This is a genomic window from Cellulosimicrobium sp. EB106-03-01-XG111, from assembly GCF_058792115.1.
Map to the genome: position 1 here is coordinate 72,281 of NZ_JBYTEQ010000020.1, position 26,829 is coordinate 99,109.

Sequence of the window (26,829 nt, forward strand, 5' to 3'; positions counted from 1 at the left end):
GGAGTTGTCATTTCCCGCCCCGAGCGGGAGGATCGCTCCTCGTGACTTCTGCAACGGTTTGCAGCAACGCTTTCAGCGCGGCGGGCGACGACACCACGACCGTGCTGGCGGTGCGGCTGCACCACACGTCCGGCGCCGAGCTCGTGGTCGCGCTGCGGGGCGCGGCCGTCCTCGCGTGGCGGGCCCCCTGGCGCGGCGCCGACGGCGTCGAGCGCGTCGAGGACCTCGTCGACGGGTACGCCGACGAGGCGGAGGTCGCCGCGCACGACGCCGCACGGTCGGCGCTCATGGCGCCGTTCGTCAACCGCCTCGCGGGCGGGGAGTACGTGTTCGACGGCGTCCGGCACCACGTGCCCCCGGTGCTCCCGTGGGAGCCGCTCACCATGCACGGGTTCGCGCGCACGCTCGACTGGACGGTCGTCGAGGGCGCGGGGGAGAGCGAGGTCGCCGCGCGCGACGCGGCGGTCGTCGACGGGGCAGAGCGGGAGTCCGTGACGCTCCGGACGGTCGTCCACGCCGACGCGCACGCGGGCTACCCGTTCGCGCTCGTGCTGGAGGTCCGGTACGTCCTCGGCGCCGGCTCCCTCGACGTCATGCTGCGCGCCCGCAACGTCGGGACGACGGCGGCCCCCGTCTCGCTCGGCTGGCACCCCTACCTCCGGGTCCCCGGGCACGGCACGGTCGACGCGCTGGAGCTCACCGTGCCGGCCCGTCGCGCCGTCGTGACCGACGCCGGCATGCTCCCGCTCGCGGGAGAGGCCGCGTTCGGGGCGATCGACGGCGTCGGTCCGCTCCCGCTCGCGGGCGCGAGCCTCGACCACGCGTTCGCCGACCTCCGGGTCGACGCCGACGGCCGCGCGCGCACGGTCGTGCGCGACCCCGCCACGGGGCAGGGGCTCGCCGTCTGGCAGGAGCGCGGCCTCGTGCACGTCTACACGGGCGACGGTCTGGCGCGGCGCGGCCGCGCGGCGATCGCCGTCGAGCCGGTGGAGACGCTGACCGACGCGTTCAACCGTCCCGACTGCGCCGCCGACGTGCGGCTCGAGCCGGGGGCCGTCCGGGAGTTCGCGTTCGGGGTCGAGGTCCTGGCGTGACCCACGTCTCGTCCACCCGATTTGGCCTGGTCCGGAACCTCACGTAGAGTAGTGATCACCGACGCGGGGTGGAGCAGCTCGGTAGCTCGCTGGGCTCATAACCCAGAGGTCGCAGGTTCAAATCCTGCCCCCGCTACTCCTGAGAGGCCCTCGGTCAGCAGACATGCTGACCGAGGGCCTCTCGCTTTGTCCCGTGCACGGTCAGTGTCTCCGTGCTGTGACGCGCCCCACCCGGCCGAGGCGCGGGCGGGGGAAGCCACGGCCCACGGCCCGGCGTTATCGTCAGTGGCCGGCGCCCACCACTCCCGCGGGCGCCCGACACCCGGAAGGTCACCATGCGCCGTCTGCGTCCCCGTCCCGCCGTCCTGACCGCCGTCACGGCGGTCGCCGCGCTCACGCTGGCGGCCTGTTCGTCGGGTGCCGACGACGGCGGCGACGCCGCGAGCCCGAGCGAGAGCGCGTCGGGTGACGCCGCGCAGTGCGAGCCGGGTGCGCTCCCGACGCTCACCGACGGCGTGCTGACCGTCGGCGCCGGCGAGCCGTACTCCCCGTGGTACGTGGGGGAGCAGGACTCGGGCGAGGGCTTCGAGTCGGCGCTCATCTACGCCGTCGCGGACCGCCTGGGCTACGCGGCCGACGACGTCGTGTGGGAGACCGTGACGTTCGAGCAGATCATCAGCCCGGCCGTGAAGCCGTTCGACGTGGCGGCTTACCAGACGTCGATCACGGACGAGCGCAAGCAGGCCGTCGACTTCTCGAGCCCGTACCTCACGACGCGCCAGGGCGTCATCGTCATGGAGGACGGCCCGTACGCGGGCGCGACGACGCTGGCCGAGCTCGACGGCGCGCGCATCGGGGTCACCGCCGCCCAGACGAGCCTCACGCTCGCCGAGGCCGCGTGGGGCGAGGACGCCGACATCTCGCCGTACAGCGCCGCGGGCGACGGCATGCAGGCGCTGCAGTCCGGCACGATCGACGCGATGGTCATGGACGTCGACCAGGGCGTCGCCGCCTCGACCGAGTACTTCCCGGACTCCGTCGTCATCGGCACCCTGCCCGACGAGGGCGTCGTCGAGCAGTACGGCCTCGTGCTCGACCTCGGCTCGGAGCTCACGGGCTGCGTGTCGCAGGCCGTCGACGACCTGGAGGCGGACGGCACGCTCGCCGAGCTGCGCACGACGTGGCTCAAGTCGGACGACATCCCCGTCCTCCAGTGACCCGGCCATGACCGTGCCCGACGACGCGCGCCCGCCCGGGCGCGTCGGGTCGCCCGACGCCGTGCCGGCTGCCGCGTGGTCGCCGTCGCCGCTCGCGCTCGACCGCGCCGCGTTCCGGCGCGCGCAGCGGCGTCGCTCGCTCCTCGTCGCGCTCGTGAGCACGGTGCTCGTCGTCGCGGCGGTCGTGCTCGTCGTCGTCAACGCGCCGGGCTGGGAGCGGGCGCGGACCGCGTTCTTCGACCCGGCGATGGCGTGGGAGTCGCTGCCCGCGATCCTCGAGGGCCTGTGGCTCAACCTGCGCGTGTGGGTCGTCGCGGGCGTCGTCGGGACGGTGCTCGGCCTCGGCCTCGCGGTCGCGCGAACGAGCCGCATCCCGGCGCTGTTCCCGCTGCGGGCCTTCGCGACGGTGTACGTCGACCTGTTCCGCGGCGTGCCGCTCCTGCTCGTGCTGCTGCTCGTCGGGTTCGGGCTGCCGGCGCTGCGGCTGGAGTGGTTGCCGACGTCGGGCGCGTTCCTCGGGGCGCTCGCGATCGTCCTCACGTACACCGCGTACCTGGCGGAGGTGTTCCGGGCGGGGATCGAGTCGGTGCACCCGTCGCAGGTCGCGGCGGCGCGCTCGCTCGGCCTCACGCGGGCCCAGACGACGCGCCGGGTCGTGCTGCCCCAGGCGGTGCGGAACGTCACCGCGCCGCTCGCGAACAACCTCGTCTCGCTGCAGAAGGACTCGGGCCTCATCTCCGTCCTCGGCGCCGTCGACGCGATCCGCGCCGCGCAGATCGCGACGACGGGCAGCTACAACTTCACGCCCTACGTCGTCGCGGGGATCCTGTTCTTCCTCGTGTCGTTCCCGCTGACGCGCGCGGTCGACGCGTACCAGGCGCGTCGCGGCTGGGGCCGGTCGCTCGCGACGGTGAGCGGGGCGGGGGACATCCGATGAGCGCCTCGGCGACGCCGACCGGCACGAGCCCCCGGGACGGGCGTCATCTGCTGTCTCTGCGGGGCGTGCGCAAGACGTACCCGGCCACGGGCGCCCCGGGCGGGCGGCGGGTCGTGCTCGACGGCATCGACCTCGACGTCGACGCGCACCGGTGCGTCGTGCTCGTCGGGTCGTCCGGCTCGGGCAAGTCGACGCTGCTGCGCGTCGTCAACCTGCTCGACGAGGTCGACGACGGCCAGATCCTGCTCGACGGCGAGGACGTCGCCGACCCGCGCCTCGACGCCAACCGGGTCCGCGCCCGCATGGGCATGGTCTTCCAGGCGTACAACCTCTTCCCGCACCTCACGGTGCTCGACAACGTGACCCTCGCGCCCCGGCTCGTGCACCGGCGCTCGCGCGACGAGGCGGAGGCGGCGGCGGTCGAGATGCTGGGCCGCGTCGGGCTCGGGCACAAGGTGACGTCCTATCCCGACCAGCTCTCGGGCGGCGAGCAGCAGCGCGCGGCGATCGCGCGCGCCCTCGTCAACGGTCCCGAGCTGCTCCTGCTCGACGAGGTGACGTCCGCGCTCGACCCCGAGCTCGTGGGCGAGGTGCTCGACCTGCTCGCCGAGCTGCGCGCGGAGGGCCGCACGATGCTCGTCGCGACGCACGAGATGGGGTTCGCGCGCCGCGTCGCCGACGAGGTCTGCTTCCTCCACGAGGGCCGCGTCCACGAGCGCGGCACGCCCGAGCAGGTGCTCGGCGACCCGCAGCGCGAGCGGACCCGCGCGTTCCTGCGCCGTCTGCACGCCTGACCGCGCCCTCGGGACCGCGCCCTCGGGACCGCGCCCAGCACGAGGCTGCCGTCGTCCTGACGCCCGGGACGACGGCGACGTCGTGCTCGACGGCGCGTGAGGTCGTTCTCGTCCGACGGCGCGACGCAGGACGACCCGGCGATCCTGCTGGTAGGTTCGCGCCCAGCGTCGCGTGCCGGTGGCGGACCGCGTCAGGCATGGAGGCGCCGAACCCGGAAGGGGGAGCCGTGACGTCACGGACCCTTTCCTCGTTCCTCACCGGTGGGTGAGGGCGAGAAGGTCAGGCTCGAGGCCTGGTACGACGAGATGCAGGCGGTGCACGGCCGGCTGCGACGCGCGCTGGAGCTGGTACGGGACACGGCCCACGACGACCCGGACCCGGCCGATCCGGTCGCCGACCTGCTGGTGTACTGCCGGGGCTTCTGCACCGCGCTGACCCGGCACCACACCGCCGAGGACGCGGTGCTCTTCCCCGAGCTCGAGCGGCGTCACCCCGACCTCGCCGACGTCCTGCGGCGTCTGCGCCAGGACCACGGGATGATCGCGTACCTCGTCGCCGACCTCGAGCACGCGCTCGACCGGGCGACGGACCGCGTCGCGTCGCGGGACGCCGTCGTGCGTCACCTGGACGGGGTGGGCGCGATCATGGAGTCGCACTTCCGGTACGAGGAGCGCGCGCTCGGGGGCGTCCTCGCGGCGCTCGACCTCAGGGCGCCGCGCGACGACGTGCTCGGGCCGCTCTGAGCCCACGCGCTCCGAGATCGCGGTGGGGCGGCACCGCGCGGCGCCGCCCGGGCCGGCCCGGACCCCGGTCAGCCTCGCAGCACGAGCACGACCGTGGCAGCGACCGACGCGCAGGCGACGAGGACGTACGGCCACGTCCACGTGCGCTGCCCGGTGACACGCAGCACCACGGCCACCGCGAGCGCCGCCAGGGCGAGCACGGGACCGTCGACGAGCGGGGCCAGGTCGACCGAGACGCGCAGGGTCTCCAGGAGCTGGGGCGGCAGGGGGACGAACGGTTGGCTCTGGCGGGCCGCGCCGTCGGGCACGAGCCACAGCGTGCGCAGGACCGCCAGGACCGCGAGGACGCGCGGAAGAGCCCGCAGGAGCGCGCCGCCGACCCGGGAGCGGTCCCGGGACGACGACGCGGCAGGTCGGACGGGCCGTGCGGACCGCGTGGCGGACGCCGGGGCCGCCTCCTCGTGCGGCGCCGTCGTGGCCGCGGACGGGCCGGCGGCGCGCGGGGCCGGGGTGCTCGTGACCGCCGCGCCGGCGATCCGTGGCCGGGCGGACCCCGGACGCGCGGAGGGCGACGACGGCGTCGGGCCGAGGTGCTGGACGGGGCTCCGGCGCGGCGGGACCGACGGCGGGACCGGCCGGCCGACCTGCGTGGCGACGAGGTCGGGGGAGTCCATGACGCGGGTCCGCCCGACAGCGGGCGGGACCGGCTCCGGCCGGGGCAGCGCCGACGGACCGCGGCCCAGCGTGGAGACGCGCTGCACGGGCACCGGCCAGGGACGCGGGTCCGGGGAGGCGGACGCCGGCACGGGGACGGGGCCGTCCGCCCGCGCCCGCGCGGCCCGGGCCGCGGGCTCGGCGCCGGAGCTTGGCACGAGCAGCATCGGGGGCGTCGGGCGGCGGTACTCGCGCCACCCGCGCAGGGTGTCGGCGTGCCCCGCGGGCGGTGCCGCGGCCTGCCACCGCATCGCCTGCCAGAGCCAGTCCTTGAGCTCCGCCGGGGTCCGGCCGTCGGCCACGTGGGCGCCGATGCTCGCGACGTGGTCGGCGATGACCTCGGCGGCCGCGCCGTCGAACCCGTCGCCGTGCACCTCGGCCAGCACGCTCATCAGCGTCGCGTCGTAGACCAGGGCGTGCCACGGCTCCCGGACGCGGGCGGCGTCGGCCGCCCTGCCGACCGACGGGACCTGCGCCGCCCGCTCGGCCCGGACGGGTGCGCCGGTGGCGGCGGCCAGCCCGGCGACCGGGCCCAGCGCGCGCTCGGCCGCGGTGGCGCCGTCGGCCACGATCCGTGACGTGACGAGCAGGGTGTCGTCGGCGGCCTCACCGGCGAGCCGGGCGCGCAGCACCGCGACGACGCTCTCGAGCGCGGGGCGGTGGTTCGGCTGGTAGCGGGTCATCGACAGGATCAGGTCCTGCAGGTGGGGGTCGATCTCGGGCAGCTCGGCGGGGGACGGGGCCGGTTCCGTCCCGGCCGGCACCCCGACCAGGTCGTCCGGGACCTCCCGCACGAGGTCGTCGGCCTCGAGGTCGCGGCCGAGGAAGTTGAGGTCCGCCGGCACGACTCCCGTGGTGGCGAAGATCAGGAGCAGACCGAGCGCGTACACGTCCGACCGGGGGTGCACGCGGCGGGCGAACAGCTCCGGCGCCATGTACGCGAGCGTCCCGACCGGCTGGGTGGACGTCGCCGTGTCGAACAGCTTGGCGATGCCGAGGTCGATGAGGACCGCCCGGTCGCCGTCGACCATGATGTTGGCGGGCTTCAGGTCGCGGTGCACGCAGTGCTGCTCCTGCAGCACGAGCAGGGCCTCCGCGACGTGCGACGCCAGCCGCAGCGCCTGCCGTCCGTCCAGCGGGCCCGACGCGCGGACCTGCTCGCGCAGCGTGGCGCCGGGGACCAGCTCCATGGCGAACCACGGCTGGTCGTCGTCCAGGCCCGAGCGCACGAACGCGGGGAAGCCGCGCCCGCCCACGGCCTGCAGCAGCCTCGCCTCCTGCGTGAAGCGCTCGCGGGAACCCTCCTGGAGACCCGTGAGCACCTTCACGGCGACCTCCGCGCCGTCCGCGTCCGTCGCGCGGTAGACGTGCGCGAACCCGCCGTGCCCGAGCACGTCGGCGAGGGTGAACGGGCCCTTGCGGTCACCGCTCGCCGGCACCTGGCGGACGGGCCGGCGGGGCAGGGGCGCGGGGCCCGGCCCGGCCTCCGGTGTGGCAGCACGTCGGACGGAGACCTCGCGCGCGGCGGACGTCGGCCCGGCGTGGTCGGCGGGGGCCTGCGTGGTCAGGCGGGTGTCGTCGTCGGTCGCCACCGCGAGGGGGGACTGCTCGGGGCCGGGCATGGGCGCAACGTTACAAGCGCGCCGCTCCTGGCCGGAGCAGACGACTCCGACGGCCCGGGCCGCGAGCGTCGCGTCGACCTGGGAGGCTGGACGTCATGGTCAACCGCCTCGCCGCCGCCGTGAGCCCGTACCTGCGCCAGCACGCCGGCAACCCGGTCGACTGGTACCCGTGGAGCGCCGAGGCGTTCGCGGAGGCGCGCCGCCGGGACGTGCCGGTCATGGTGTCGGTGGGGTACGCCACGTGCCACTGGTGCCACGTCATGGCGCGCGAGAGCTTCTCGGACCCGGACGTCGGAGCGCTCCTCGCGCGCGGGTTCGTCGCGGTGAAGGTCGACCGCGAGGAGCACCCCGACGTCGACGCGAGCCTCCTCGCCGCGGCGAGCGCGTTCACCCCGGACCTGGGCTGGCCGCTCACGGTGTTCACGACGCCCGACGGCGCGCCGTTCTACGCGGGCACGTACTGGCCGCCCGTCCCCGTCGCCGGGCGACCCGCGTTCCGGGACGTGCTCGACGCCGTCGCGCAGGCCTGGGAGCAGCGGCGCGACCAGGCGGTCGAGACCGGGGACGCGATCCGCGCCGCGCTGCGCGACGCGGCGGCGGGCCGCCGGACGGGCGTGCCCCGCGCGGCCGCCACGGCGGTCGACGGCTCGGGGACGTCCGCCGCCGCCGACGGCGGGCTCGTGGCCGACCCGGCCGAGCACGCCCGGCGGGTCGTCGACCGGCTGGAGGCGGCGGAGGACCGCGTGCACGGGGGCTTCGGCGGCGCGCCCAAGTTCCCCGTCGCCCCGGCGCTCGAGCTCCTGCTCGACGTCGCCGCGTCGTCCGTCGTGGACCCGGAGGTCGCGCGGCGCGCGCTCGTCCTCGCGGGGCGCACGATCGACGCGATGGCGGCGAGCCCGCTGCGCGACGTCGACGGCGGGTTCTTCCGGTACGCGACCCGGCCCGACTGGTCGGAGCCGCACTACGAGCGGATGCTCTACGACAACGCCCAGCTGCTCTCGGCGGCGACGACGCTCGCCGTGCTGCGCCGCACCGGACCCGTGGACGGACCGCTGCGCACGCCCGCCGAGGCGCCCGGCACGCCGGACCCGGGCGAGGCGACCGCCGAGGTGGCGGGCGACGTCGGGCGCTTCCTCCTGCGCGTGCTGCGCCTGGCCGACGGCGCGTTCGCGAGCGCCCAGGACTCGGAGTCCGTCGTGGACGGCGAGCGCGTCGAGGGCGGGTACCACCTGCTCCCGCCGGGCGAGCGCGCGCACCACGAGCCGCCCCCGCTCGACACGAAGGTGCTCACGGGGTGGAACGCGCTCGCGATCGAGGCGCTCGCGCGCGCCGGGCACCACCTGGCGCTGCCCGACCTCACGGACGCCGCGCGCGCGGCCGCCGACCGGCTGCTCGCGACCCACGTCCGGGCCGACGGGTCGCTCGTGCGGGCGTCGGAGGGCGGCGTCGTCTCGGACGCCGTCGCGACGCTGGAGGACCACGGCGCGTTCGCGGCGGCGCTCCTCGTGCTCGGGGGACTCACCGGGGAGGTGCGGTACGTGCGCGAGGGCCTGCGCCTCGTCGACGCGACCGTCGGCCCGGACGGCGACCTCACGCCCCCGCAGGGCACGGACCCGGTGCTCACCGAGCTCGGGCTGGCCGCCGGAGCGGCGGCGGACCCGTCGGAGGGCGCGGTGCCCTCGGGCACGACGGCGGCCGCCCGGGCCGCGCTGCTCGCGCACCTCGCGACGGGCGAGCCGCGCTACCGGGACGCCGCGCTCGCGCACGTCGCCGCGTCCGCCTCCGCGAGCGAGCACCCGCTCGGCGCGGCGGGCGTGCTGCGCGTCGCCGTCGGGCTCGCGGAGCCGCCCCACCAGCTCGTGGTCGTCGCCGACGCCGACCGGCGCGAGGGGTTCCTCGCCGCCGCGCGCGACTGGTACCACCCGGGCGGGCTGCTGCTCGCCGCGACGCCCGGCGACGCCGCGGCCCTCGCCGCCGACGGCGTCGGTCTGCTCGCCGACCGCGGGCCAGGCGCCTACCTGTGCGCGGACTTCGTGTGCCGGCTCCCCGTGCACGACCCCGCGGCGCTGCGGGCCCAGCTCGGGGCGTGACGTCCCCGCGCACCGGGGTGCAGGGCACGGACCACGGTCGCATGATGGAAGAGCGGTGCGGCACGAGGAGGAGCCATGAGGGCATCGGTCGGGGACAGGATCGTGACCGCCTCGGGCGTCGTCGGCGGGGCGGTGCGCGACGGGGTCGTGGTCGAGCTGCGGCACGAGGACGGCTCGCCGCCGTACCTCGTCGAGTGGGCCGACACGGGCGAGCGGACGCTCGTCTACCCGGGGTCGGACAGCTACGTCGAGCACGTCCCGGGGGCGGAGACGGGCGACGGCACGGACACCACGAAGGTGTGGCGCGTGCAGGTGAGCGTCGTCGAGTCGGAGGGCCGGACCACGGCGGAGGCGGTCCTCGTCGCGGAGACGCCCGAGCACGTGCGGACCGTCGGGCGGGCGAGGCGCGACCCGCACGACCGCGACGTCCCGCTCATCGGCGACGAGATCGCCGTCGGGCGGGCGCTGCGCCGGCTCGCGGACCGGCTGCTGGACGACGCCGAGTCGGACATCGCGTCGTCGACGGGCGCCCCGGCGCACGTGCACCAGTGACGCGCCCGGGCGGGGGCGCGGCACCCGGTGCTGCGGACGCCGCGGTGCGGGCGCTCGTGCACGGGCGCGTGCAGGGCGTCGGCTTCCGCTGGGCGACGCGCGAGCGGCTCGCCGTGCTCGGCCTCGACGGCACGGCGACCAACCGGCCCGACGGGACCGTCGAGGTCGTCGCGTCCGGGGCGCCGGACGCCGTCGACCGCCTCGTCGCCTGGCTGCGGGACGGCCCGACGCCGGGCGACGTCACGCACGTCGACGTCGAGCGGGCGCACGCCTCCTGAGGACTCGCGCCCGGCGCTCCTCGGCGCTCCTCGGCGTTACCCGGAACGGCGCCGCGCTCAGCCGTCCGCGCGGGCCAGCACGGACTCCCAGTGCCACGGCTCGGGCACGCGCCCGTCGGGCTCGGCGAAGTCGGGGTGCGTCCAGCCGTAGGTCTCGGCGTGCTGCTTGAGCCACTCGTACTGCGGGGTGCCGAACGCCTGGACGCCGCCGCCCAGGTCGACGGCGAACCCCAGCCCGTGGTTCGAGCACCCGGGCGGCGCAGCGATCGGCGACGACGGGTCGTACAGGCCCTGCTGCTCCTCGAACGTCCGGTAGGAGGAGTTGATCGTCAGGTGCACGCCGAACCGCTCGACGTGCGCGGCGTCGAGGGCGACGAGCCCGTCCAGCACGTCGGCGCGCACCCGGTCGCCGGGCGACCACGGGATCGGCGCGAGGGCGGAGTCGGGCACCCGGCCGCCGTCGGGGTCCCACACCTGGTCCGGCGCCGGGCACGAGACGGCGTCCTGCGCGACCGACGTCTCCTCCGTCGACGTGCTCACGACCCCGAGGCCCGCGCCCAGGTCGAGCACCGCCTGCTCGAGCGTCGCGAGGTCGTCGCCCGCGAGCCCCGCCTCCGCGGCGTCGTCGGCCGCGGCCGCGGTGTCCAGCGCGTCGCGCAGCCGGGCCCGGACCGCCTCGTCGGCGCCGAGGCCCTCCGTCGCGGCGTAGATCTTCTCGCCGAGCTCGCGGGCGGGTGCGAGGCTCGCGCGCGCCGCGGTCACCTCGTCGCGCGCGTGGTCGAGCATCGAGGCGTGCACGGCGTCCGAGGCCGACACGAGCGACCGGTCCGCCGCGTCCGTACCCGTGGTCATCCGGTCGAGGAACGGCGCCGTGAGCAGGGCGCGGGCGTCGTCCACCTCGGTCGTCAGCGCGGCCCGGACCGCCGGGTCGGCGACCTTCCCGTCCGACGCCGCGAGGAGGTCCTCGGCGGTCGCGGTCCGGTCGGCCAGCGCGTCGTACTCCGTGTCCCGGTACCACGCGAACGCCCCGCCGCCCCCGCCGAGGACGAGGACGAGCGCCACGACGGCCGCGATCCACGCGCCCCGGTGCCGGCGCGGCTCGCGCGCGTGCCGGCGCTCCCGACCACCCGGCGGGTGGTCCGCGGGGCCGGCGGGCGGGGCGGTGCTCGTGGCGGTCACACCGCCAGAACCTACGGCACGACGGCGACCGTCCCGGACGGATCCGGGGGTGCGCACGGACACGCTCACGGCTTGCTCACGAACCCCGACCGGTCCGTGCGTCGGCGGGCGCCGTCGTGCATCAGCCGGGGCGCGACGACCCTCCCCAGATGGTGTCCCCGACGCGCCGCCGGGGGCGGATCGAGGAGGGACCATGAAGCGGCTGGTGCTGTGCTGCGACGGCACGTGGAACTCGCCGGTGAACGCGAGCGTGTCGAACATCGAGAAGATCGCGCGCTCGGTCCGCACCGGCATCGGACCGGACGGCGTCCAGCAGATGGTGTTCTCCGTCGAGGGGGTCGGGGCGCAGGGCTACCTCGTCGACCGGCTCCTCGGCGGGGCGTTCGGGTACGGCCTGACGCGCAACGTCGTCGCGGGGTACCGGCATCTCGCGCTCAACTACGAGCCCGGCGACGAGATCTACGTCTTCGGGTTCAGCCGCGGCGCGTACACGGCGCGCAGCGTCGTCGGCATGGTCGCGACCGTCGGGCTGCTCACCCAGGACGCGCTCGCGCGCGACCACCTGTGCGAGGCCGAGGAGGTCTACCGCGACCGCGACCCCGCCCGCCGGGCCGAGCGTGCCCGCACGTTCCGCGCCGCGTACTGCCACGACCACGTGCCCGTCGCGTTCCTCGGGGTGTTCGACACGGTGGGTGCGCTCGGCGTCCCCGGGCTGTCACGCCGCCGCAGCCGGTTCCACGACCTGCGTCTGTCGACCGACGTCCGGTGCGCCCGCCAGGCGCTCGCCATCGACGACCGCCGCATCACGTTCGAGCCGTGCCTGTGGGACGTGCCCGTGGCCATGGCGTCCCGGGTCAAGCAGGTCTGGTTCCCCGGCGGGCACAGCGACGTCGGCGGCGGCGCGCGGGCGCGCGCCCTCTCGGACACCGCGCTGCTGTGGATGCTCGGCGAGGCCGTCGCGCGCGGTCTCGTCGTCGATGAGGAGCGCCTGCGCGCGCAGCTCCACCGCGACGACGAGCTCGTCTGCCGGGTCCGCCCCGGGCTGCTCTTCGGCGCGCTCAACCTCGTCAAGCGCCTGCACCACCGCCCGCGCTTCCGCGGCGCGCTGCGGGTCCTCGCGGGCGTCCCGACCCCGCCCGAGACCGTCGACGCCGTCCTCCTCGCCGAGACGGCCGTGACGCTCAGCGCCGACCCCGCGTCGGTCTACGCGCGCCACGCGCGGAACCTCGGCTGGTGGCGCGACAGCGCGGGCCCGGACCTCGCACGCCTCGTCGAGCCGGTGCCGGGCGCCGCCCAGGAGACCCGGCCGCTCGCCCTCGCCTGACCACGGGTGCCGCCCGCGTGCCATGCTGGGCAGCGTGAGCGAGCAGACCCCCGACCGCGTCCCGGCCGAGCAGCTCGTCCCTGCCGACGCGCACGTCCTCGGGGACCCCGCCGCGCCCGTCACCATCGTCGAGTTCGGCGACCTCGAGTGCCCGTACTGCGCCGCCGCCGCCCCGGTGCTGCGGCAGGTCGTCGAGTCCTCCGGCGGCCGGGTGCGCCTCGTGTTCCGCCACTTCCCGCTGTTCGAGATCCACCCGCACGCGCTGTCGGCCGCGCTCGCCGTCGAGGCGGCCGCCGCCCAGGGCAGGTTCTGGGAGATGCAGGCCGCGCTGTTCGCGCACCAGGACCAGCTCGGCGAGGCCGGGCTCGCCGAGCGGGCCGAGGAGCTCGGGCTCGACGGCGCGTCGGTCGTCGGGGACGCGGCCCAGCAGCACGCCGCCCCGGTGCAGCGCGACTACGCCGACGCGCTCGCGGTCGGCGTGCAGGGCACCCCGACGCTCTTCGTCGACGGCGTCCGCTACCGCGGCCGCGTCACCGCCGAGGGCCTGCGGGCCGCGATCGCCGCCGCGCGGTCGTAGGTCACCGCGCAGGCCCGAGCGCCCGGCCGGCCGGACCCCGGCCCGCGCCGTGCCGCGCCGCGCCGCGCCGTGCGGTCACGTGGTCGCGGGCGGGTGCCAGGGGAGCGGCGGCAGCTCGGGCGGCGGGCCGTCCGCCCCGGGCGAGCACAGGGGCCAGCGCTCGCCGAAGAGCCGGAGCGCCACGGAGCCGAGCACGGCGGCGACGAGCGAGCCCGCGAGGATGCCGATCTTGGCCTGCTCGATGAGCGCCTCGTCGTCGAACGCGAGCTCGGCGATGAAGAGCGAGATGGTGAACCCGATGCCGGCGAGGATCGCCCCGCCGAGCAGGTGGGAATAGCGCACCCGCCCCGGGAGGTCGCCGAGGCCGAGCCGCAGGGCCAGCGTCGCGGCCCCGAAGATGCCGACGGCGTTGCCCACGACGAGCGCGACGGCGACGCCGATCGTCACGGGCGACGTGGCGGCGGCGCGCAGCGACTCGCCGTCGAGCCGCACGCCCGCGTTCGCGAGGCCGAAGACGGGCACGACGACGTACGCGCTCCACGGGTGCAGCACGCGCTGGAGGCGCTCGCTCGTGGGCACGGCCGCGCGCGCGGCGAGCTCGGTGAGGTGCTCGCGCTCCGCCGTCGTCTCCTGCGCGAGCCGCTTGGCGTACTTCGGCACGACGGCGACGTCCACGGGTCGCGACGAGCCCGACGGCACGAGCAGGCCCACGAGCACGCCCGCGAGCGTCGCGTGCACGCCCGAGGCGTACACCGCGCCCCACAGCGCGATCCCGGCGAACGCGTACGGCGTGAGGCGCCAGACGCCGAGCCAGCGCAGCACGAGGATCACGGCGACGAGCACGGCGGCGACGCCGAGCCCCGGGAGCCACAGGTCGTCGGTGTAGAAGAGCGCCATGACGGTGATGGCGCCGATGTCGTCGACGACGGCGAGCGTGAGGAGGAAGAGCCGGAGCTGGTCGGGGCAGCGCGGCCCGAACAGTGCGAGGATGCCGACGAGGAACGCGGTGTCCGTCGACATGACGATGCCCCAGCCGTGCTGCGCGGGGGACCCCACGTTGAACGCGAGGTAGATCAGCGCGGGCACGGCGAGGCCGCCCAGCGCGCCCAGCGCCGGGACGGCGACGGTGCGGCGGTTGCGGAGCTCGCCGCTCGTCACCTCGCGGTTGATCTCGAGGCCGATGACGAGGAAGAACACGGCCATCGCGGCGTCGTTGACCCAGTGGTGCAGGTCCATCTCGAACGTCCACGGCCCGACGCGCCAGCCCGCCTCCGTGGACCAGAGCGCGTCGTAGGCGCCGGACCACGCGGAGTTCGCCCACACGAGCGCGACGACCGTGGCGGCGAGGAGCAGGACGGCGCCGCCCGCCTCGGTCGCGAGGAACGAGCGGAGCGAGGGCGCCACGGGGCGGAGCTGGAAGCGCAGCGGCGGGCCCGGTCGGGCGGGGACGCGGACGACGGGGAGGGACGACGGCGGAGCGGGCTCGGTCACTGGGCCTCCGGGTGGGTCGGGACGGGGCGACGCCCCGGGCGTCGGACCTGCGCTGGGACAACTCTTCCGGGCGGCAGATCCTTCCGCAACAGACCTCGCGGGAGCATCGAGCGCGGGGCTCTGTCCGTCCGACATATCCGCATCTCGGAAAAGTTCTTCCGAAACCCTTGTGGCGTCCGTCACGCGCTGCTACCGTCGAGAGTGCCAACGGCGGGCCCGGGCCGAGCGACACGCTCGGTGGTCGACACGATCGATCCGACACCGGCAGCTACCTACCAGGCGGACGTGACAACTCGCCTGCAGCGGCCCGCCGGCCGCCTCCTCCCGGCTCACCGACGAGCCCGGACGCCGGAGGCGGAGCACCCGGCGTCGCTGCCCGAACCGTGGAGACTCACCATGGACACTCTTGTCGTGGACACAGCACACCTGGACCGAGCCGTCGCCCTCGCGGTCGACAGCGTCGCGCACGCCGGAGGACCCTTCGGCGCCGTCGTCGTCACCGCCGACGGGCAGGTGTTCGAGGGCAACAACCGGGTCACGCAGGACAACGACCCCACCGCGCACGCCGAGGTCACCGCGATCCGGCGCGCGTGCGCCGCGCTCGGCACCTTTGACCTCACGGGCGCGACGCTCTACTCGAGCTGCGAGCCGTGCCCCATGTGCCTCGCGTCCGCCCTCTGGGCGCGCGTGCACGCGGTGCACTACGCCGCCGACCGGTACGACGCCGCGCGCGCCGGCTTCGACGACGCCGCCTTCTACGACTTCTTCGACGCCGACCCGGCCGACCGGGTCATGCAGGTCGTGCACGAGCGCACGGCCACCGCCACCGCGCCGTTCGACGCCTGGCGCGCCCTCGACTCCCGGGTCGAGTACTGACCGGCCGCGCGGTCGATCGGTACCTCGGGAAAGGGCACAAGGACGTGACTCTCCTCGGCATGCGGCGGCAGACCGCCGGGAACGACGACGCACGCGGCACGGGGCCGGCCGCCGGCCGGCTCGACCGCTTCTTCCGGATCACCGAGCGCGGATCGACCACGGGGCGCGAGCTCCGCGGCGGGCTGGTGACCTTCTTCGCGATGGCGTACATCGTCATCCTCAACCCCCTCATCCTCGGCGGGACGAGCGCCGAGAACGCGCCCGTCGACGTCGCGGGCGGCTGGCTCCAGACGGCGCAGGTCGGCGCGATGACCGGCCTCGCCGCCGGTGGCCTGACCATCCTGTTCGGGCTCGTCGCGAACCTCCCGTTCGCGCTCGCGGCCGGGCTGGGCATCAACTCGTTCCTCGCCGTCGCCGTCATCGGCGACGTCACGTGGCCCGAGGCGATGGGGCTCGTGCTCGTCAACGGCCTGCTCATCGTGCTGCTCGCCGTGACGGGCGCGCGCTCGGCGATCTTCAACGCCGTCCCGCGCCAGCTCAAGGCCGCGATCACGGTCGGCATCGGCCTGTTCATCGCGTTCATCGGGTTCGTCGACGCGGGGTTCGTCACGCGCACCCCGGGCGGGCCGCCCGTGCAGCTCGGCGACGGCGGCTCCATCACCTCGGTCCCGACGCTCGTCTTCGTCGTCGGGCTGCTCACCATGGGCGTCCTCGTGGCCCGCAAGGTCAAGGGCGGGCTGCTGATCGGGCTCGTCGCGACGACCGTCGTCGCGATCGTCGCCGAGTCCGTGCTGCACCTCGGCCCGGCGTCGGAGACGAATCCCGGCGGCTGGCACCTCACCGTGCCGGCGCTGCCCAGCTCGCTCGTGTCGGTGCCCGACCTCAGCCTGTTCGGGCAGCTCTCGTTCGGCGCGTTCGACCGGATCGGGGCGCTCGCGGCGACGATGCTCGTGTTCACGCTGTTCTTCACGAACTTCTTCGACGCGATGGGCACGATGACGGGGCTCGCCAAGCAGGGCGGCCTCGCCGACGCGGACGGCAACTTCCCGCGCATCAAGTCGGCGCTCGTCGTCGAGGGCGTGGGCGCGGTCGTCGGCGGGGCGACGTCGTCGTCGTCGAACACGGTGTTCGTCGACTCGGCGGCGGGCGTGGGCGAGGGCGCGCGGACGGGCCTCGCCTCGGTCGTCACGGGCGGGCTCTTCCTCGTCGCGATGTTCCTCACGCCGCTCACGGCGGTGGTGCCGATCGAGGTCGCGAGCGCGGTGCTCGTCGTCGTGGGCGCGATGATGATGGGCCAGATCAAGGAGATCGACCTCACCGACTTCACGGTGACGCTGCCGGTGTTCCTCACGATCGTGACGATGCCGCTCACGTACTCGATCGCGAACGGCATCGGCATCGGGTTCGTCACGTGGGTCCTGCTGCGGACCGCGTGCGGGCGGGCGCGCGACGTCCACCCGCTGCTGTGGGTGGTCGCGGCCGGGTTCGTCGTGTACTTCGTGCGCGGTCCGCTCACCGCGGTCGTGGGAGGCTGAGCCTCGACATCGACCGCACGGCCGACGGGTCGCCCGCTCCTCCGGGTGGCCCGTCGGCGTGCGGGGAACGGGAAGGACGGGCATGGCCGGGACAGCACGGGTGAGCGTCGACGAGCACCGCGCGGACGTCGCGGCCCTCCTCGCACCCCTCGCGGACGCGGACCGACGGCGCGCCCGCACCCAGGACGTCGACCTCGCCGACGCGCTCGGCCGGGTCCTCGCGGGGGACCTCGTCGCGCCCGTCGCCGTCCCGCTGTTCCGCAACTCGCAGATGGACGGGTACGCCGTCCGCGCCGCGGACGTCGCCGACGCGCGGGCGCAGGCCCCCGTCCGGCTGGACGTGGTCGCCGAGATCGCGGCGGCGCCCGGCGTCCCGCCCCGGCTCGCGCCGGGCACGGCCGCCCGCATCATGACGGGCGCGCCCGTTCCCGAGGGGGCGGACGCCGTCGTGCCCGTCGAGGACACCGCGACCGGGACGTTCGCCCGCACGCCCACGGGTGCGGCGCGGGACGACCGCACCGGTCCGGCGGCCGGAGACGCTCTCGCCGCGCCGGGCACGGCGGAGGCCGTCGAGGTCCGGGTACCGCGGGCCGCGGGGGACTTCGTGCGCGAGGCGGGCTCCGACGTCCGCCCCGGCGACGTCCTGCTGCCCGACGGGGCGGTCCTCGCGCCGCACCACCTGGCCGCCGCCGCGGCGTGCGGGGTCGGGCGCGTCCGGGTCGTCGCGCGGCCGCGCGTCGCGGTCCTGTCGACGGGGTCGGAGCTCGTCGGCCCGGGAGAGACCCCGGGCCCCGGGCAGGTCTTCGACGCGAACGCCGACGCGCTCGGTGCCGCCGTGCGGCGCGCGGGCGGCGACGTGGTGCTCACGGCCCGGTGCGGCGACGACGCCGAGCGGTTCGCCGTCGTGCTCGCCGAGGCCGCGGCGGTCGCGGACCTCGTGGTGACGTCGGGAGGCGTGTCGCAGGGCGCGTACGAGGTGGTCAAGGACGTCCTCGGCGGGGGTGCGTCGTCGGACGTGACGTTCCGCTCGGTCGCGATGCAGCCGGGCGGGCCGCAGGGGTTCGGCACCGTGGACGGGGTGCCCGTGCTCACCTTCCCGGGCAACCCGGTGAGCGCGCAGGTGTCGTTCGCGATGTTCCTGCGCGAGCCGCTCGAGCGGGCCGCGGGCCTGCCCGGCGCCGAGCGCGTGCGCACGGCGGTGCTCGCCGAGCCGCTGACCTCGCCCGCGGGCAAGCGGCAGCTCCTGCGGGGCGCGACGGGTCCGGGGGGCACGGTGCGCGTCGTCGGGGGAGCGGGCTCCCACCTCGTCGCGTCGATGGCGCGCGCGGACGTGCTCGTGGACGTCCCGGCCGACGTGACAGAGTGGGACGCCGGGACCGAGGTGGAGGTGCGGGAGCTGTGACGCAGGACTCGGACGGCGGCGCGCCGCCCACGGATCCCAGCCGTGTGACGACGGACGTGCTCGACGACGCCGTGTCGCGCGCCGTCGAGGAGGCCGTCGGGGGGCCGAAGTGCGGGGCGGTCGTGACGTTCCGCGGCGTGGTGCGCGACGTCGACGGCGGTCGGGGCGTGACGCGGCTCGACTACGAGGCGCACCCCGACGCCACGGCCGTGATCCGGCGCTGCGTCGCGCACGTGTCGACCGAGACGGGGCTGCGGGTCGCCGCGGTCCACCGGTACGGCAGCCTGGGGATCGGTGACGTCGCGCTCGTCGCGGCCGCGGCCGCGGGCCACCGCCGCGAGGCGTTCGAGGCCTGCTCGCTGCTCGTCGAGCGCATCAAGGCCGAGGTGCCGATCTGGAAGCGCCAGCACTTCGACGACGGCGTCTCGGAGTGGGTCGGGCTGTAGGGCCACGCCCCCGGACCGCCGGCCAGACGACGAGAGGCGAGAAGTGGCCCCCGGCCGGAGCCGGGGAGGGGCCACTTCTCGCCTCTCGTGAGTTCCTTCGGGACCGCCGGGCGACGACGATGTCGGGCGGGTTGCCCGGCCGCTCGGGCCGGGAGGGGACGGTCGGGTCAGCGCGCGGTGGGGCGGTTGTCGAGCAGCATGCCGATGCCGAGGCCGACGGCGGTCCCGAGGACGAGACCGAACCAGCTCAGCACGACGACCCCGACGACGGCGCCGACGGCCGCGCCCAGGACGCTCTTGGTGCCGGCCTTCCAGGAGCCGGACCGCTCGTCGGTGCGGTAGATCGGGAGCGCGGACGCGCTGTTGTCCGGGGTCGTCGAGGACGCGCCGGAGATCGAGGAGGAGGGGCGGTTGGTGGGTGCGGGAGAGATCGTCGTCACGAGATCCATGGTAGGAAGAGACGGCGGCTCTGACCTGGGCTGATGCACCGAGGTGACCGGCTTCACCCTATGATCTGCGCCACCACTGCCGGTGCGCGGCTCAGCCGCCGATCGCGCCCATGCTGCGCGTCGTCGCCGCGAAGGCGTCGGCGGCGAGCGTCGGGGCGTCGCTGCCGTGCGCGAGCGGCTTGCGCCACATCGCGCCCTGCCACGCGCGGGCGAGGGCGTCGTCGCGCTCGTCCTCGTCGAGGTCGTCCGAGCGCAGGATCGCGCGCAGGTCGGTCTCGTCGTCGCCGAACAGGCACGAGCGCACCGTGCCCTCGGCGGTGAGCCGGGTGCGGTCGCACGCGCCGCAGAACGAGCGCGTGACGGAGGCGATGACGCCGACCGTCTGGGGTCCGCCGTCCACGAGCCACTCCTCGGCGGGCGCCGACGGGTCGTCGCGCCCGACCTCGAGCAGGTCGAAGCGGGTGCCCAGCACGTCCAGGAGGTCCGTCGCGGAGACGAGGTCGTCGCGTGTCCAGCGGCCGTCGGCGTCGAGCGGCATCTGCTCGATGAACCGCAGGTGGCAGCCGTGCTCGACGGCCCACGCGAGGAGGTCGGCCGCGCCCGCCAGCGTCTCGGGCATGAGGACGGCGTTGAGCTTCACCGGGGCGAGGCCGACGTCGAGCGCGGCCCGGATCCCGGCGAGCACGTCGGGCAGGCGGTCGCGCCGCGTGAGGCGCGCGAAGTGCGCGCGGTCGACCGAGTCGAGGGAGATGTTCACGCGGTCGAGCCCGGCGTCGACGAGCCCGCGGACGCGCTTGTCGAGGCCGATCGCGTTGGTCGTCAGCGAGAGGGACACGCCCGGCGCGGCGGCGCGCGCGGCGCGCAGGATGTCGGCGAGGTCGTTCCGCAGGAGCGGCTCGCCGCCGGTGAACCGGACGTCGGTGATGCCGAGCCGCGCCACCGCGACCCGGACGACGCGGCCGATCTCGTCGGGCGTGAGCAGGTCCTCGCGGGGGATCGCGGGCAGCCCTTCGGCGGGCATGCAGTACGTGCACCGCAGCGAGCACTTCTCGGTGATGGAGATGCGCAGGTCGCGCGCCACGCGGCCGTACCGGTCGACGAGCGCGTCGGTCGCCGGGCGGGCCGGGTCGAGGCCGTCCGGGGCGCCCGGAGGCGCGGCGGACCGCACCCTGGGCATCCCGAGCGAGACGGCGGTCATGGGCCGATGGTAGTCGTCCGCCGCGCCGGGACGGTGACCTGCGCCTCACCCCGTGCTAGCGTGGAGTTCGTCGAATGGAACTGTAATTCCATCAGGCGGAACTCCTCTTCGTGGGTCGGAGGGGGTCCACGGCGGATTCAAGCCCTGTGTTTCGGGCGCGTCACAGCGGACGCGGGCCAGGACACGCAGGGGACTCACCGCAAGGGTTCACTGGAAGGACGCCGGTACGCCGGCACCCTGCGGAAGCGAGGCCACGATGCTCCACATCGTCGACCGGCTCGCCCCCTGGCTCGGTCCGGGGCAGCCGCCCTTCGCCGTGGCGACGGTGGTCGCCGCGTCGGGGTCCGTGCCGCGCCCGGTCGGCACCGCGATGGCGGTCCGCGCCGACGGCGCCGTGCTCGGCAGCCTGTCCGGCGGGTGCGTCGAGGGCGCCGTCCACGCCGCGGCGCTCGACGCGATCGCGTCCGGCACGAGCCACCGCGAGACGTTCGGGTACAGCGACGACGACGCGTTCGCCGTCGGGCTGAGCTGCGGCGGGACGCTGGACGTCCACGTCCAGCCTGTCCTGCCGGACGACGACGCGACGCGCGCCCTGCACGCGCTCGCGGCGCGAGAAGAGCCCGCCGCGCCCGTGGCCCTCGTCCGCCGCATCGACGGCGGCGCGCGCACGGCCGTCGTCGTGGACGACCCGGGCGCCGCCGACGAGGCAGCGGTCGCCCGGGTGCTGCGCGGGCTCGTCGGCCCCGACAGCCTGGCCGCCGCCGCGGCGCAGGTCGTGGCGGTGCTGCGCGCGGGCGGCACGGCGACCGTGCACGCGGCGCACGGCGGGCCGGGCGCGCGTCCGTCGTCGCCCGAGGCGCGCGCCGGCGCGCCGGTCCGGGCAGGAGCCGCCGTCCCGGGTGACCCGTGCGACGACGTCGAGCCGGTCACGCTGCTCGTCGAGACGCGGCTGCCCGCGCCGCGCTTCCTCGTGTGCGGGGCCAACGACTTCGCGGGCGCGCTCGTGCGGCACGTCCGGCTCCTCGGCTACCGCGTGACGCTCGTCGACGCGCGCGAGGTGTTCGCGGACCCACGCCGTTTCCCCGAGGCGGAGGTCGTCGTCGACTGGCCCGACGGCTACCTCGCCGCGGAGGCCGCCGCGGGCCGGCTCGACGCGCGGACCGCCGTCGCCGTGCTCACGCACGACGCGAAGTTCGACGTGCCGCTCCTGCGGCTCGCGCTGGACCTCCCGCTCGCGTACGTCGGCGCGATGGGCTCGCGCCGCTCGCACGCCCAGCGCGCCGCCGCGCTGCGTGCCGAGGGCGTGGGCGAGGCCGCGCTCGCGCGTCTGCGGTCGCCCATCGGGCTCGACCTCGGCGCCGTCACGCCCGAGGAGGTCGCCGTCTCCGTCACCGCGGAGCTCGTCGCCACCCGGCACGGGCGCTCCGCCGTCGTCCCGCTCAGCAGCAGCTCGGGCCCGCTCCACGCGGAGTCCGCCGCACGACCGGACGGTGCACCGACGCACCGCCCCCACCCCGAGGAGGCCCCCTGATGGACCTGGGCACCGTCACCGACCTCGTCCCGACCGCCGACCCCGCCGAATGGCGCGAGGGCGACGCGTGGCTCGCGGGCGGGACCGTCCTGTTCTCCTACGGCAGCGAGACGCTCCGGCGCCTGCTCGACCTGACGAGCGCGGGGTGGCCCGCGCTGACGGTCACCGACGACGGGCTCGAGATCGCCGCGACGTGCACCGTCGCCGAGCTGTGGGCGTTCGAGGAGAGCGCGCAGGCCGCGCCCGTGCGCGAGCGGTGGCGCGCGCTGGACCTCGTGCGGCCGTGCTGCGACAGCTTCGTCGCGTCGTTCAAGATCTGGAACACGTCGACCGTCGGAGGCAACGTCTGCACGTCCCTGCCGGCCGGGCCGATGATCTCGCTCACCGCGGCGCTCGACGGCGTCGCGGAGGTCTGGGGGCCGGGCGGCACCCGCCGGGAGCAGCCCGTCGTCGACCTCGTCACGGGCGAGCTGCGCAACACGCTCGCGCCCGGGGAGCTCCTGCGCGCGATCCGTCTGCCGGACCACGCGCTGCGCTCGCGCACGGCGTTCCGCCGCCTGTCGCTGTCCAACCTCGGGCGCTCCGGCGTGCTGCTCGTCGGCCGGGTCGACCCGCCCGACGCCGGGGGCGCCTTCGTCCTCACGGTCACCGCCTCGACGCGCCGGCCCGTGCAGCTCCGCTTCGCGGCGGACGCGCTGCCCACCGCCGCCGACCTCGTCACCACGCTCGACGGCGCGATCCCCGCCGACCTCTACCACGACGACATCCACGGGCTGCCCGAGTGGCGCCGGGACATGACCTACCGCCTCGGCGAGCAGATCCGCGCGGAGCTCGTCGACGGCACGACCTCGGACGGAGGCCTCCGATGACGACGACGCCCGCCCCGCACCCGGCCCCGCCGGTGACGATCGACGGCCGCACCGCCCGCACCGAGCCGCGGGCGGGCCAGTGCCTGCGCACCTACCTGCGCGAGCAGGGCGCGCTCGGCGTGAAGAAGGGGTGCGACGGCGGTGACTGCGGCGCGTGCACCGTGCACGTCGACGGCGTCCCCGTGCACTCGTGCGTCTACCCCGCACGACGCGCGGCCGGTCACGAGGTGACGACGATCGAGGGGCTCGCGGCGACGTCGTGCCCGGGCGGCGCGGCCGGGGACGAGCCCGCGGGCGCGTGCGACCACGCCCCCCACGGCCCGCAGGACGCGCTGCACCCGGTGCAGCAGCAGTTCCTCGACGCGCAGGGCTTCCAGTGCGGGTTCTGCACCGCCGGGATGATCATGACCGCCGCGACGTTCGACGACGCGCAGCGCGAGAACCTGCCGCGCAACCTCAAGGGCAACCTGTGCCGCTGCACCGGGTACCGCGCGATCGAGGACGCCGTCCTCGACCGCGGCGACACGACCGGGACCGCACCGGGCACGGGCGAGCGCGCGCCGTCGGGCGGCGACCGGGCCTCTACCTCGGGTGACCAGGCCTCTCCCTCGGCGGGTCGGGCGTTCGGGCGCGACGTGCCCGCGCCGACGGGGCGGGGGATCGTCACCGGGACGGTGCGGTACACGCTCGACGTGGACCCGGCCGACTACCCGGGCCTGCTCCACCTCAAGCTCGTGCGCTCCCCGCACGCGCACGCGCGCGTGGTCGCGATCGACACCACGGACGCGCTCGCGGTGCCCGGCGTGCACGCCGTGCTCACGCACGAGGACGCTCCCGCGACCCGGTTCTCGACCGCGCAGCACGAGCTGTTCACCGACGACCCCGACGACACGCGGATCCTCGACGACGTCGTGCGGCACGTCGGCCAGCGGGTCGCGGCCGTCGTCGCCGACACCGTCGCCGCGGCCGAGGAGGGCGTGCGTCGGGTCCGCGTCGAGTACGAGCCGCTGCCCGCCGTCGTCGACCCGGAAGAGGCCATGGCGCCCGGCGCCCCGCTCGTGCACCCCGAGCTCGACGCCGCCGCCGCGCGCGTCTCGCGGCCGGAGGCGAACGTCGTCGCCGAGGTGCACAGCGAGCTCGGCGACGTCGAGCGCGGGCTCGCGGAGGCCGACGTCGTGCACGAGGCCACGTACCGCACCCACCGCGTGCAGCACGCGGCGCTCGAGACGCACTGCGCCGTCGCGTCGCTCGACGACGACGGGCGGCTCGTCGTGCGGTCGTCCACGCAGGTGCCGTTCCTCGCGCGCCGTCACCTGGCGCGCGTCCTCGACCTCGACCCGGAGCGCGTGCGCGTGCACTGCGAGCGCGTCGGCGGCGGGTTCGGCGGCAAGCAGGAGGTGCTCACGGAGGACGTCGTCGCGCTCGCGACCCTGCGGCTCGGCCGGCCCGTGCAGCTCGAGCTCACGCGCCGCGAGCAGTTCGTCGGCACGACGACGCGCCACCCGTTCCGCATCCGCGTGCGCGCGGGCGCGCGCCGCGACGGCACCCTCACCGCGCTGCACCTCGACGTCCTCAGCAACACCGGGGCGTACGGGAACCACGGCCCGGGCGTCATGTTCCACGGGTGCGGCGAGTCGCTCGCCGTCTACCGGTGCGACAACAAGAAGGTCGACGCCCACTGCGTCTACACGAACACGGTGCCCGCGGGCGCGTTCCGCGGGTACGGGCTGTCGCAGATGATCTTCGCGGTCGAGTCGGCGGTCGACGAGCTCGCGCGCCGGCTCGGGATGGACCCGGTCGAGCTGCGGCGGCGCAACGTCGTGCGCGACGGCGACCCCATGCTCTCCACGCACCCGACCCCCGAGGAGGACGTGCTCTACGGCAGCTACGGGCTCGACCAGTGCCTCGACCTGGCCGCCGACGCGCTCGCACGGGGCCGGGCGCGCGACGTCGCCGCGTACGGGGCGGGCGCCGGGTCCGGGCCGGACGCGCTCCCGGACCTGGGCCCGGAGTGGGGTGTCGGCGAGGGGACGGCGCTGTCCATGATCGACACCGTCCCGCCCCGCGGGCACTACTCGCACGCCCGCGTGCGGATCCGGCCGGACGGGGTCGTCCAGGCCGAGGTCGGGACCGCCGAGTTCGGCAACGGCACGACGACCGTCCACGCCCAGCTCGTCGCCGGCGCGCTCGGGCAGGACGCCGCCGACGTCGTCGTGCGGCAGTCCGACACCGACCTCGTCGAGCACGACACCGGGGCGTTCGGGTCCACCGGCACGGTCGTCGCGGGCAAGGCGTCGCTCGCCGCCGCACAAGATCTTGCCGAGGCCGTGCTCAAGGTCGCGGCCGGGGTCGCGGGCGCGGCGCCCGGCGACTGCCGGCTCGTGCCCGGCGGCGTCGACTGCGCCGGGACGGTCCTGCCGCTGGCCGACGTCGCACGCGCCGCCGGCGACGCGGGGATCGACCTCGTCGCCGAGGGCCGCTGGGGCGGCACCCCGCGCTCCGTCGCGTTCAACGTGCACGGCTTCCGCGTCGCGGTGCACCGCGGGACGGGGGAGATCCGCATCCTCCAGTCGGTCCAGGCCGCCGACGCCGGGGAGGTCGTCAACCCGCGCCAGTGCCGCGGCCAGGTCGAGGGCGGCATCGCGCAGGCCCTCGGCGCGGCGCTCTACGAGAACGTGGTGGTCGACGAGTCGGGCCGCGTCACGACGGACATCTTCCGCCAGTACCACCTGCCCACGTTCGCGGACACCCCGCGCAGCGAGGTCTACTTCGCGCGGACGTCGGACACGGTGGGCCCGATGGGCGCGAAGTCGATGAGCGAGAGCCCGTTCAACCCCGTCGCGCCCGCGCTCGCCAACGCGGTCCGCGCCGCGACGGGCGTGCGGTTCACGGAGCTCCCGCTCGCCCGCGACCGCGTCTACCTGGGCATCAAGGCCGCCACCCCCACCCGCTGAGTGCGTGAGACAGTCGCGTCCGACGTCGGTCGGCGCGACTGTTTCATGCACTCAGCGGGGGCGGGGCGGCGGGTCGAGGAGGTCGAGGTCGGCCGCGGTGTCGAGGTCGCGGCCGTCGCCGGGGTGGTCGACGACGTCGACCAGGTCGGCGTGGGCGCGCAGGAAGTCGCGCGCGCCGTGGTCGCCGCGGGCGCTCGCGGCGGCGGGTCCCGCGAGCGCGGCGTCGAGGACGAGCGGGTGCGCCCACCGAGGTCGTCCCGCCGTCGGCGCGCGCTCCGCGCCCGGAGCGTCGTCGGCAGCGCCCTGCGACCCCACCGCGCCCTGCGACACGCCCTCGGCGGCGGCGAGCCACCGCGATGCCGTCACGCGCCCGGGGCGGTGCGCGGCGAGGAGGCGCGCGACGTCGTCGGGCCCGACGCCGGGCTGGTCCACGTGCGCGACGACGACCCGGGCGGGGACCAGGTCCAGAGCGGCGGTGACGCCGACGCGCAGGGACGAGGCCATCCCGGTGGCCCAGTCGGGGTTCTCGACGACGCGCACCCCGGGGCCGTCGAGCGACGACCCGGCACGCACGCGCGCGGCCTCGGCGCCGAGCACCACGACGACGGCGTCGCACCCGCCCGCGAGCAGGGTCCTCGTCGCGTGCTCGACGAGCGTCCCGCCGCGGTGGGGGAGCAGCGCCTTGGGGCCGCGGCCGAGGCGCGTCCCGGCCCCGGCCGCGAGGAGGACGGCGACGGTGGGCGTCGCGGGCGCGGTCGTCGGCGGGGTCGGCACCCGGCCAGGATAGGTGCCGCCGAACACCGGGTCCCTCCTCGGGCGGCCTCGTCCGTGGGCCGCAGCCGCGGGTTCGTCGGCCTGGACACGACCGCGCGGCGACCAGTCGTTTTTACCAAGCCTTGGGGGTTTCATCGGCAGGCTGGGATGCCGCTATGCTCGGCGCGCCGGGGCGACGCGGC

General features: G+C 76.0%; 23 protein-coding genes and 1 tRNA gene. 18 read left to right on the forward strand and 6 right to left on the reverse strand.

Going from position 1 to position 26,829, the window contains the following annotated elements:
* Positions 1 to 41: 41 nt before the first annotated feature.
* The 6 genes from AC3WT4_RS15690 (at position 42) to AC3WT4_RS15715 (ending at position 4,786) form a co-directional block, all read left to right on the forward strand.
* On the forward strand, positions 42 to 1,094 hold the full coding sequence (locus AC3WT4_RS15690; RefSeq protein ID WP_492315874.1) for an aldose 1-epimerase: 1,053 nt from the start codon (positions 42 to 44) through the stop codon (positions 1,092 to 1,094).
* Between the two features lie 62 nt (positions 1,095 to 1,156).
* Positions 1,157 to 1,230, forward strand: a tRNA-Met gene (locus tag AC3WT4_RS15695).
* 199 nt (positions 1,231 to 1,429) lie between these two features.
* Positions 1,430 to 2,311, forward strand: a complete 882-nt coding sequence (locus tag AC3WT4_RS15700) for an ABC transporter substrate-binding protein (RefSeq protein ID WP_074809105.1) — start codon at positions 1,430 to 1,432, stop codon at positions 2,309 to 2,311.
* A gap of 7 nt (positions 2,312 to 2,318) precedes the next feature.
* Positions 2,319 to 3,248 (forward strand): amino acid ABC transporter permease, encoded by a 930-nt coding sequence (locus AC3WT4_RS15705; protein ID WP_051876628.1) that lies wholly within the window; start codon positions 2,319 to 2,321, stop codon positions 3,246 to 3,248.
* On the forward strand, positions 3,245 to 4,042 hold the full coding sequence (locus AC3WT4_RS15710; RefSeq protein WP_108047417.1) for an amino acid ABC transporter ATP-binding protein: 798 nt from the start codon (positions 3,245 to 3,247) through the stop codon (positions 4,040 to 4,042). Before AC3WT4_RS15705 ends, AC3WT4_RS15710 begins: the two co-directional genes overlap by 4 nt.
* Before the next feature lie 261 nt (positions 4,043 to 4,303).
* Positions 4,304 to 4,786, forward strand: a complete 483-nt coding sequence (locus tag AC3WT4_RS15715) for a hemerythrin domain-containing protein (protein ID WP_492315875.1) — start codon at positions 4,304 to 4,306, stop codon at positions 4,784 to 4,786.
* A gap of 68 nt (positions 4,787 to 4,854) precedes the next feature.
* Here the strand turns inward: AC3WT4_RS15715 and AC3WT4_RS15720 are convergent, their stop codons facing one another.
* Positions 4,855 to 7,122, reverse strand: coding sequence for a serine/threonine-protein kinase (locus AC3WT4_RS15720; protein ID WP_492315876.1), 2,268 nt, complete (start codon positions 7,120 to 7,122; stop codon positions 4,855 to 4,857).
* Positions 7,123 to 7,217: 95 nt separating this feature from the next.
* On the opposite strand from AC3WT4_RS15720, the gene AC3WT4_RS15725 reads away from it, so the two are divergent.
* The 3 genes from AC3WT4_RS15725 to AC3WT4_RS15735 all read left to right on the forward strand — a co-directional run bounded on the left by AC3WT4_RS15725 (position 7,218) and on the right by AC3WT4_RS15735 (position 10,042).
* Positions 7,218 to 9,212, forward strand: coding sequence for a thioredoxin domain-containing protein (locus AC3WT4_RS15725; protein ID WP_492315877.1), 1,995 nt, complete (start codon positions 7,218 to 7,220; stop codon positions 9,210 to 9,212).
* A gap of 75 nt (positions 9,213 to 9,287) precedes the next feature.
* Positions 9,288 to 9,764 (forward strand): dsRBD fold-containing protein, encoded by a 477-nt coding sequence (locus AC3WT4_RS15730; RefSeq protein WP_061266925.1) that lies wholly within the window; start codon positions 9,288 to 9,290, stop codon positions 9,762 to 9,764.
* Complete coding sequence (locus AC3WT4_RS15735; protein ID WP_492315878.1) at positions 9,761 to 10,042, forward strand: acylphosphatase; 282 nt, start codon at positions 9,761 to 9,763, stop codon at positions 10,040 to 10,042. Before AC3WT4_RS15730 ends, AC3WT4_RS15735 begins: the two co-directional genes overlap by 4 nt.
* 57 nt (positions 10,043 to 10,099) lie before the next feature.
* Here AC3WT4_RS15735 and AC3WT4_RS15740 read toward each other — a convergent pair whose 3' ends face one another.
* Positions 10,100 to 11,221 (reverse strand): M15 family metallopeptidase, encoded by a 1,122-nt coding sequence (locus tag AC3WT4_RS15740; RefSeq protein ID WP_492315879.1) that lies wholly within the window; start codon positions 11,219 to 11,221, stop codon positions 10,100 to 10,102.
* Between the two features lie 193 nt (positions 11,222 to 11,414).
* On the opposite strand from AC3WT4_RS15740, the gene AC3WT4_RS15745 reads away from it, so the two are divergent.
* The gene (locus AC3WT4_RS15745; RefSeq protein ID WP_257419085.1) at positions 11,415 to 12,545 is read left to right on the forward strand and encodes a T6SS phospholipase effector Tle1-like catalytic domain-containing protein; all 1,131 of its coding nucleotides are present in this window, start codon (positions 11,415 to 11,417) and stop codon (positions 12,543 to 12,545) included.
* Between the two features lie 34 nt (positions 12,546 to 12,579).
* Positions 12,580 to 13,122: a DsbA family protein gene (locus AC3WT4_RS15750; protein WP_255438050.1), complete on the forward strand. Its 543-nt coding sequence runs from the start codon at positions 12,580 to 12,582 to the stop codon at positions 13,120 to 13,122.
* A gap of 75 nt (positions 13,123 to 13,197) precedes the next feature.
* Here AC3WT4_RS15750 and nhaA read toward each other — a convergent pair whose 3' ends face one another.
* Positions 13,198 to 14,613, reverse strand: coding sequence for a Na+/H+ antiporter NhaA (gene nhaA, locus AC3WT4_RS15755; protein ID WP_492315880.1), 1,416 nt, complete (start codon positions 14,611 to 14,613; stop codon positions 13,198 to 13,200).
* A gap of 396 nt (positions 14,614 to 15,009) precedes the next feature.
* Here nhaA and AC3WT4_RS15760 point away from each other — a divergent pair, with 396 nt between their 5' ends.
* The 4 genes from AC3WT4_RS15760 (at position 15,010) to AC3WT4_RS15775 (ending at position 18,872) form a co-directional block, all read left to right on the forward strand.
* Positions 15,010 to 15,489: a nucleoside deaminase gene (locus tag AC3WT4_RS15760; protein WP_400110392.1), complete on the forward strand. Its 480-nt coding sequence runs from the start codon at positions 15,010 to 15,012 to the stop codon at positions 15,487 to 15,489.
* 59 nt (positions 15,490 to 15,548) lie between these two features.
* Positions 15,549 to 17,024 (forward strand): NCS2 family permease, encoded by a 1,476-nt coding sequence (locus AC3WT4_RS15765; RefSeq protein WP_492315881.1) that lies wholly within the window; start codon positions 15,549 to 15,551, stop codon positions 17,022 to 17,024.
* Between the two features lie 82 nt (positions 17,025 to 17,106).
* Entirely contained in the window at positions 17,107 to 18,426 is a 1,320-nt protein-coding gene (locus AC3WT4_RS15770; RefSeq protein ID WP_492315882.1) for a molybdopterin molybdotransferase MoeA, read from the forward strand.
* Positions 18,423 to 18,872 carry a molybdenum cofactor biosynthesis protein MoaE gene (locus tag AC3WT4_RS15775; RefSeq protein WP_492315883.1) on the forward strand — a complete coding sequence of 150 codons (450 nt, stop codon included), beginning with the start codon at positions 18,423 to 18,425 and terminating at the stop codon, positions 18,870 to 18,872. Before AC3WT4_RS15770 ends, AC3WT4_RS15775 begins: the two co-directional genes overlap by 4 nt.
* Before the next feature lie 167 nt (positions 18,873 to 19,039).
* Here the strand turns inward: AC3WT4_RS15775 and AC3WT4_RS15780 are convergent, their stop codons facing one another.
* Both AC3WT4_RS15780 and moaA read right to left on the reverse strand, forming a co-directional pair.
* Positions 19,040 to 19,312, reverse strand: a complete 273-nt coding sequence (locus tag AC3WT4_RS15780; RefSeq protein ID WP_143031189.1) for a hypothetical protein — start codon at positions 19,310 to 19,312, stop codon at positions 19,040 to 19,042.
* A 100-nt stretch (positions 19,313 to 19,412) separates the two neighbouring features.
* A complete protein-coding gene (gene moaA, locus AC3WT4_RS15785) occupies positions 19,413 to 20,519 on the reverse strand; it encodes a GTP 3',8-cyclase MoaA (protein ID WP_074809126.1) in 1,107 nt (368 codons plus the stop codon).
* 256 nt (positions 20,520 to 20,775) lie between these two features.
* On the opposite strand from moaA, the gene AC3WT4_RS15790 reads away from it, so the two are divergent.
* Genes AC3WT4_RS15790 through AC3WT4_RS15800 form a run of 3 tightly spaced genes read left to right on the forward strand, consistent with a single transcriptional unit; the run spans position 20,776 to position 25,873 of the window.
* The gene (locus AC3WT4_RS15790) at positions 20,776 to 22,050 is read left to right on the forward strand and encodes an XdhC family protein (RefSeq protein WP_492315884.1); all 1,275 of its coding nucleotides are present in this window, start codon (positions 20,776 to 20,778) and stop codon (positions 22,048 to 22,050) included.
* Positions 22,050 to 22,919 carry an FAD binding domain-containing protein gene (locus AC3WT4_RS15795; RefSeq protein WP_400110400.1) on the forward strand — a complete coding sequence of 290 codons (870 nt, stop codon included), beginning with the start codon at positions 22,050 to 22,052 and terminating at the stop codon, positions 22,917 to 22,919. Before AC3WT4_RS15790 ends, AC3WT4_RS15795 begins: the two co-directional genes overlap by 1 nt.
* Complete coding sequence (locus AC3WT4_RS15800) at positions 22,916 to 25,873, forward strand: molybdopterin-dependent oxidoreductase (protein WP_492315885.1); 2,958 nt, start codon at positions 22,916 to 22,918, stop codon at positions 25,871 to 25,873. Before AC3WT4_RS15795 ends, AC3WT4_RS15800 begins: the two co-directional genes overlap by 4 nt.
* Positions 25,874 to 25,924: 51 nt before the next feature.
* Here the strand turns inward: AC3WT4_RS15800 and AC3WT4_RS15805 are convergent, their stop codons facing one another.
* Positions 25,925 to 26,647: a nucleotidyltransferase family protein gene (locus AC3WT4_RS15805; RefSeq protein ID WP_492315886.1), complete on the reverse strand. Its 723-nt coding sequence runs from the start codon at positions 26,645 to 26,647 to the stop codon at positions 25,925 to 25,927.
* Positions 26,648 to 26,829 lie beyond the last annotated feature (182 nt).

What these genes read in the sequence shown, in the direction of transcription:
- AC3WT4_RS15700 (WP_074809105.1), top strand. Translation starts at nt 1,430, where the DNA reads ATGCGCCGTCTGCGTCCCCGTCCCGCCGTCCTGACCGCCGTCACGGCG.
- AC3WT4_RS15705 (WP_051876628.1), top strand. Translation starts at nt 2,319, where the DNA reads ATGACCGTGCCCGACGACGCGCGCCCGCCCGGGCGCGTCGGGTCGCCC.
- AC3WT4_RS15710 (WP_108047417.1), top strand. Translation starts at nt 3,245, where the DNA reads ATGAGCGCCTCGGCGACGCCGACCGGCACGAGCCCCCGGGACGGGCGT.
- AC3WT4_RS15720 (WP_492315876.1), bottom strand. Translation starts at nt 7,122, where the DNA reads ATGCCCGGCCCCGAGCAGTCCCCCCTCGCGGTGGCGACCGACGACGAC.
- AC3WT4_RS15725 (WP_492315877.1), top strand. Translation starts at nt 7,218, where the DNA reads ATGGTCAACCGCCTCGCCGCCGCCGTGAGCCCGTACCTGCGCCAGCAC.
- AC3WT4_RS15730 (WP_061266925.1), top strand. Translation starts at nt 9,288, where the DNA reads ATGAGGGCATCGGTCGGGGACAGGATCGTGACCGCCTCGGGCGTCGTC.
- AC3WT4_RS15745 (WP_257419085.1), top strand. Translation starts at nt 11,415, where the DNA reads ATGAAGCGGCTGGTGCTGTGCTGCGACGGCACGTGGAACTCGCCGGTG.
- AC3WT4_RS15760 (WP_400110392.1), top strand. Translation starts at nt 15,010, where the DNA reads ATGGACACTCTTGTCGTGGACACAGCACACCTGGACCGAGCCGTCGCC.
- AC3WT4_RS15765 (WP_492315881.1), top strand. Translation starts at nt 15,549, where the DNA reads ATGCGGCGGCAGACCGCCGGGAACGACGACGCACGCGGCACGGGGCCG.
- AC3WT4_RS15770 (WP_492315882.1), top strand. Translation starts at nt 17,107, where the DNA reads ATGGCCGGGACAGCACGGGTGAGCGTCGACGAGCACCGCGCGGACGTC.
- moaA (WP_074809126.1), bottom strand. Translation starts at nt 20,519, where the DNA reads ATGACCGCCGTCTCGCTCGGGATGCCCAGGGTGCGGTCCGCCGCGCCT.
- AC3WT4_RS15790 (WP_492315884.1), top strand. Translation starts at nt 20,776, where the DNA reads ATGCTCCACATCGTCGACCGGCTCGCCCCCTGGCTCGGTCCGGGGCAG.
- AC3WT4_RS15795 (WP_400110400.1), top strand. Translation starts at nt 22,050, where the DNA reads ATGGACCTGGGCACCGTCACCGACCTCGTCCCGACCGCCGACCCCGCC.
- AC3WT4_RS15800 (WP_492315885.1), top strand. Translation starts at nt 22,916, where the DNA reads ATGACGACGACGCCCGCCCCGCACCCGGCCCCGCCGGTGACGATCGAC.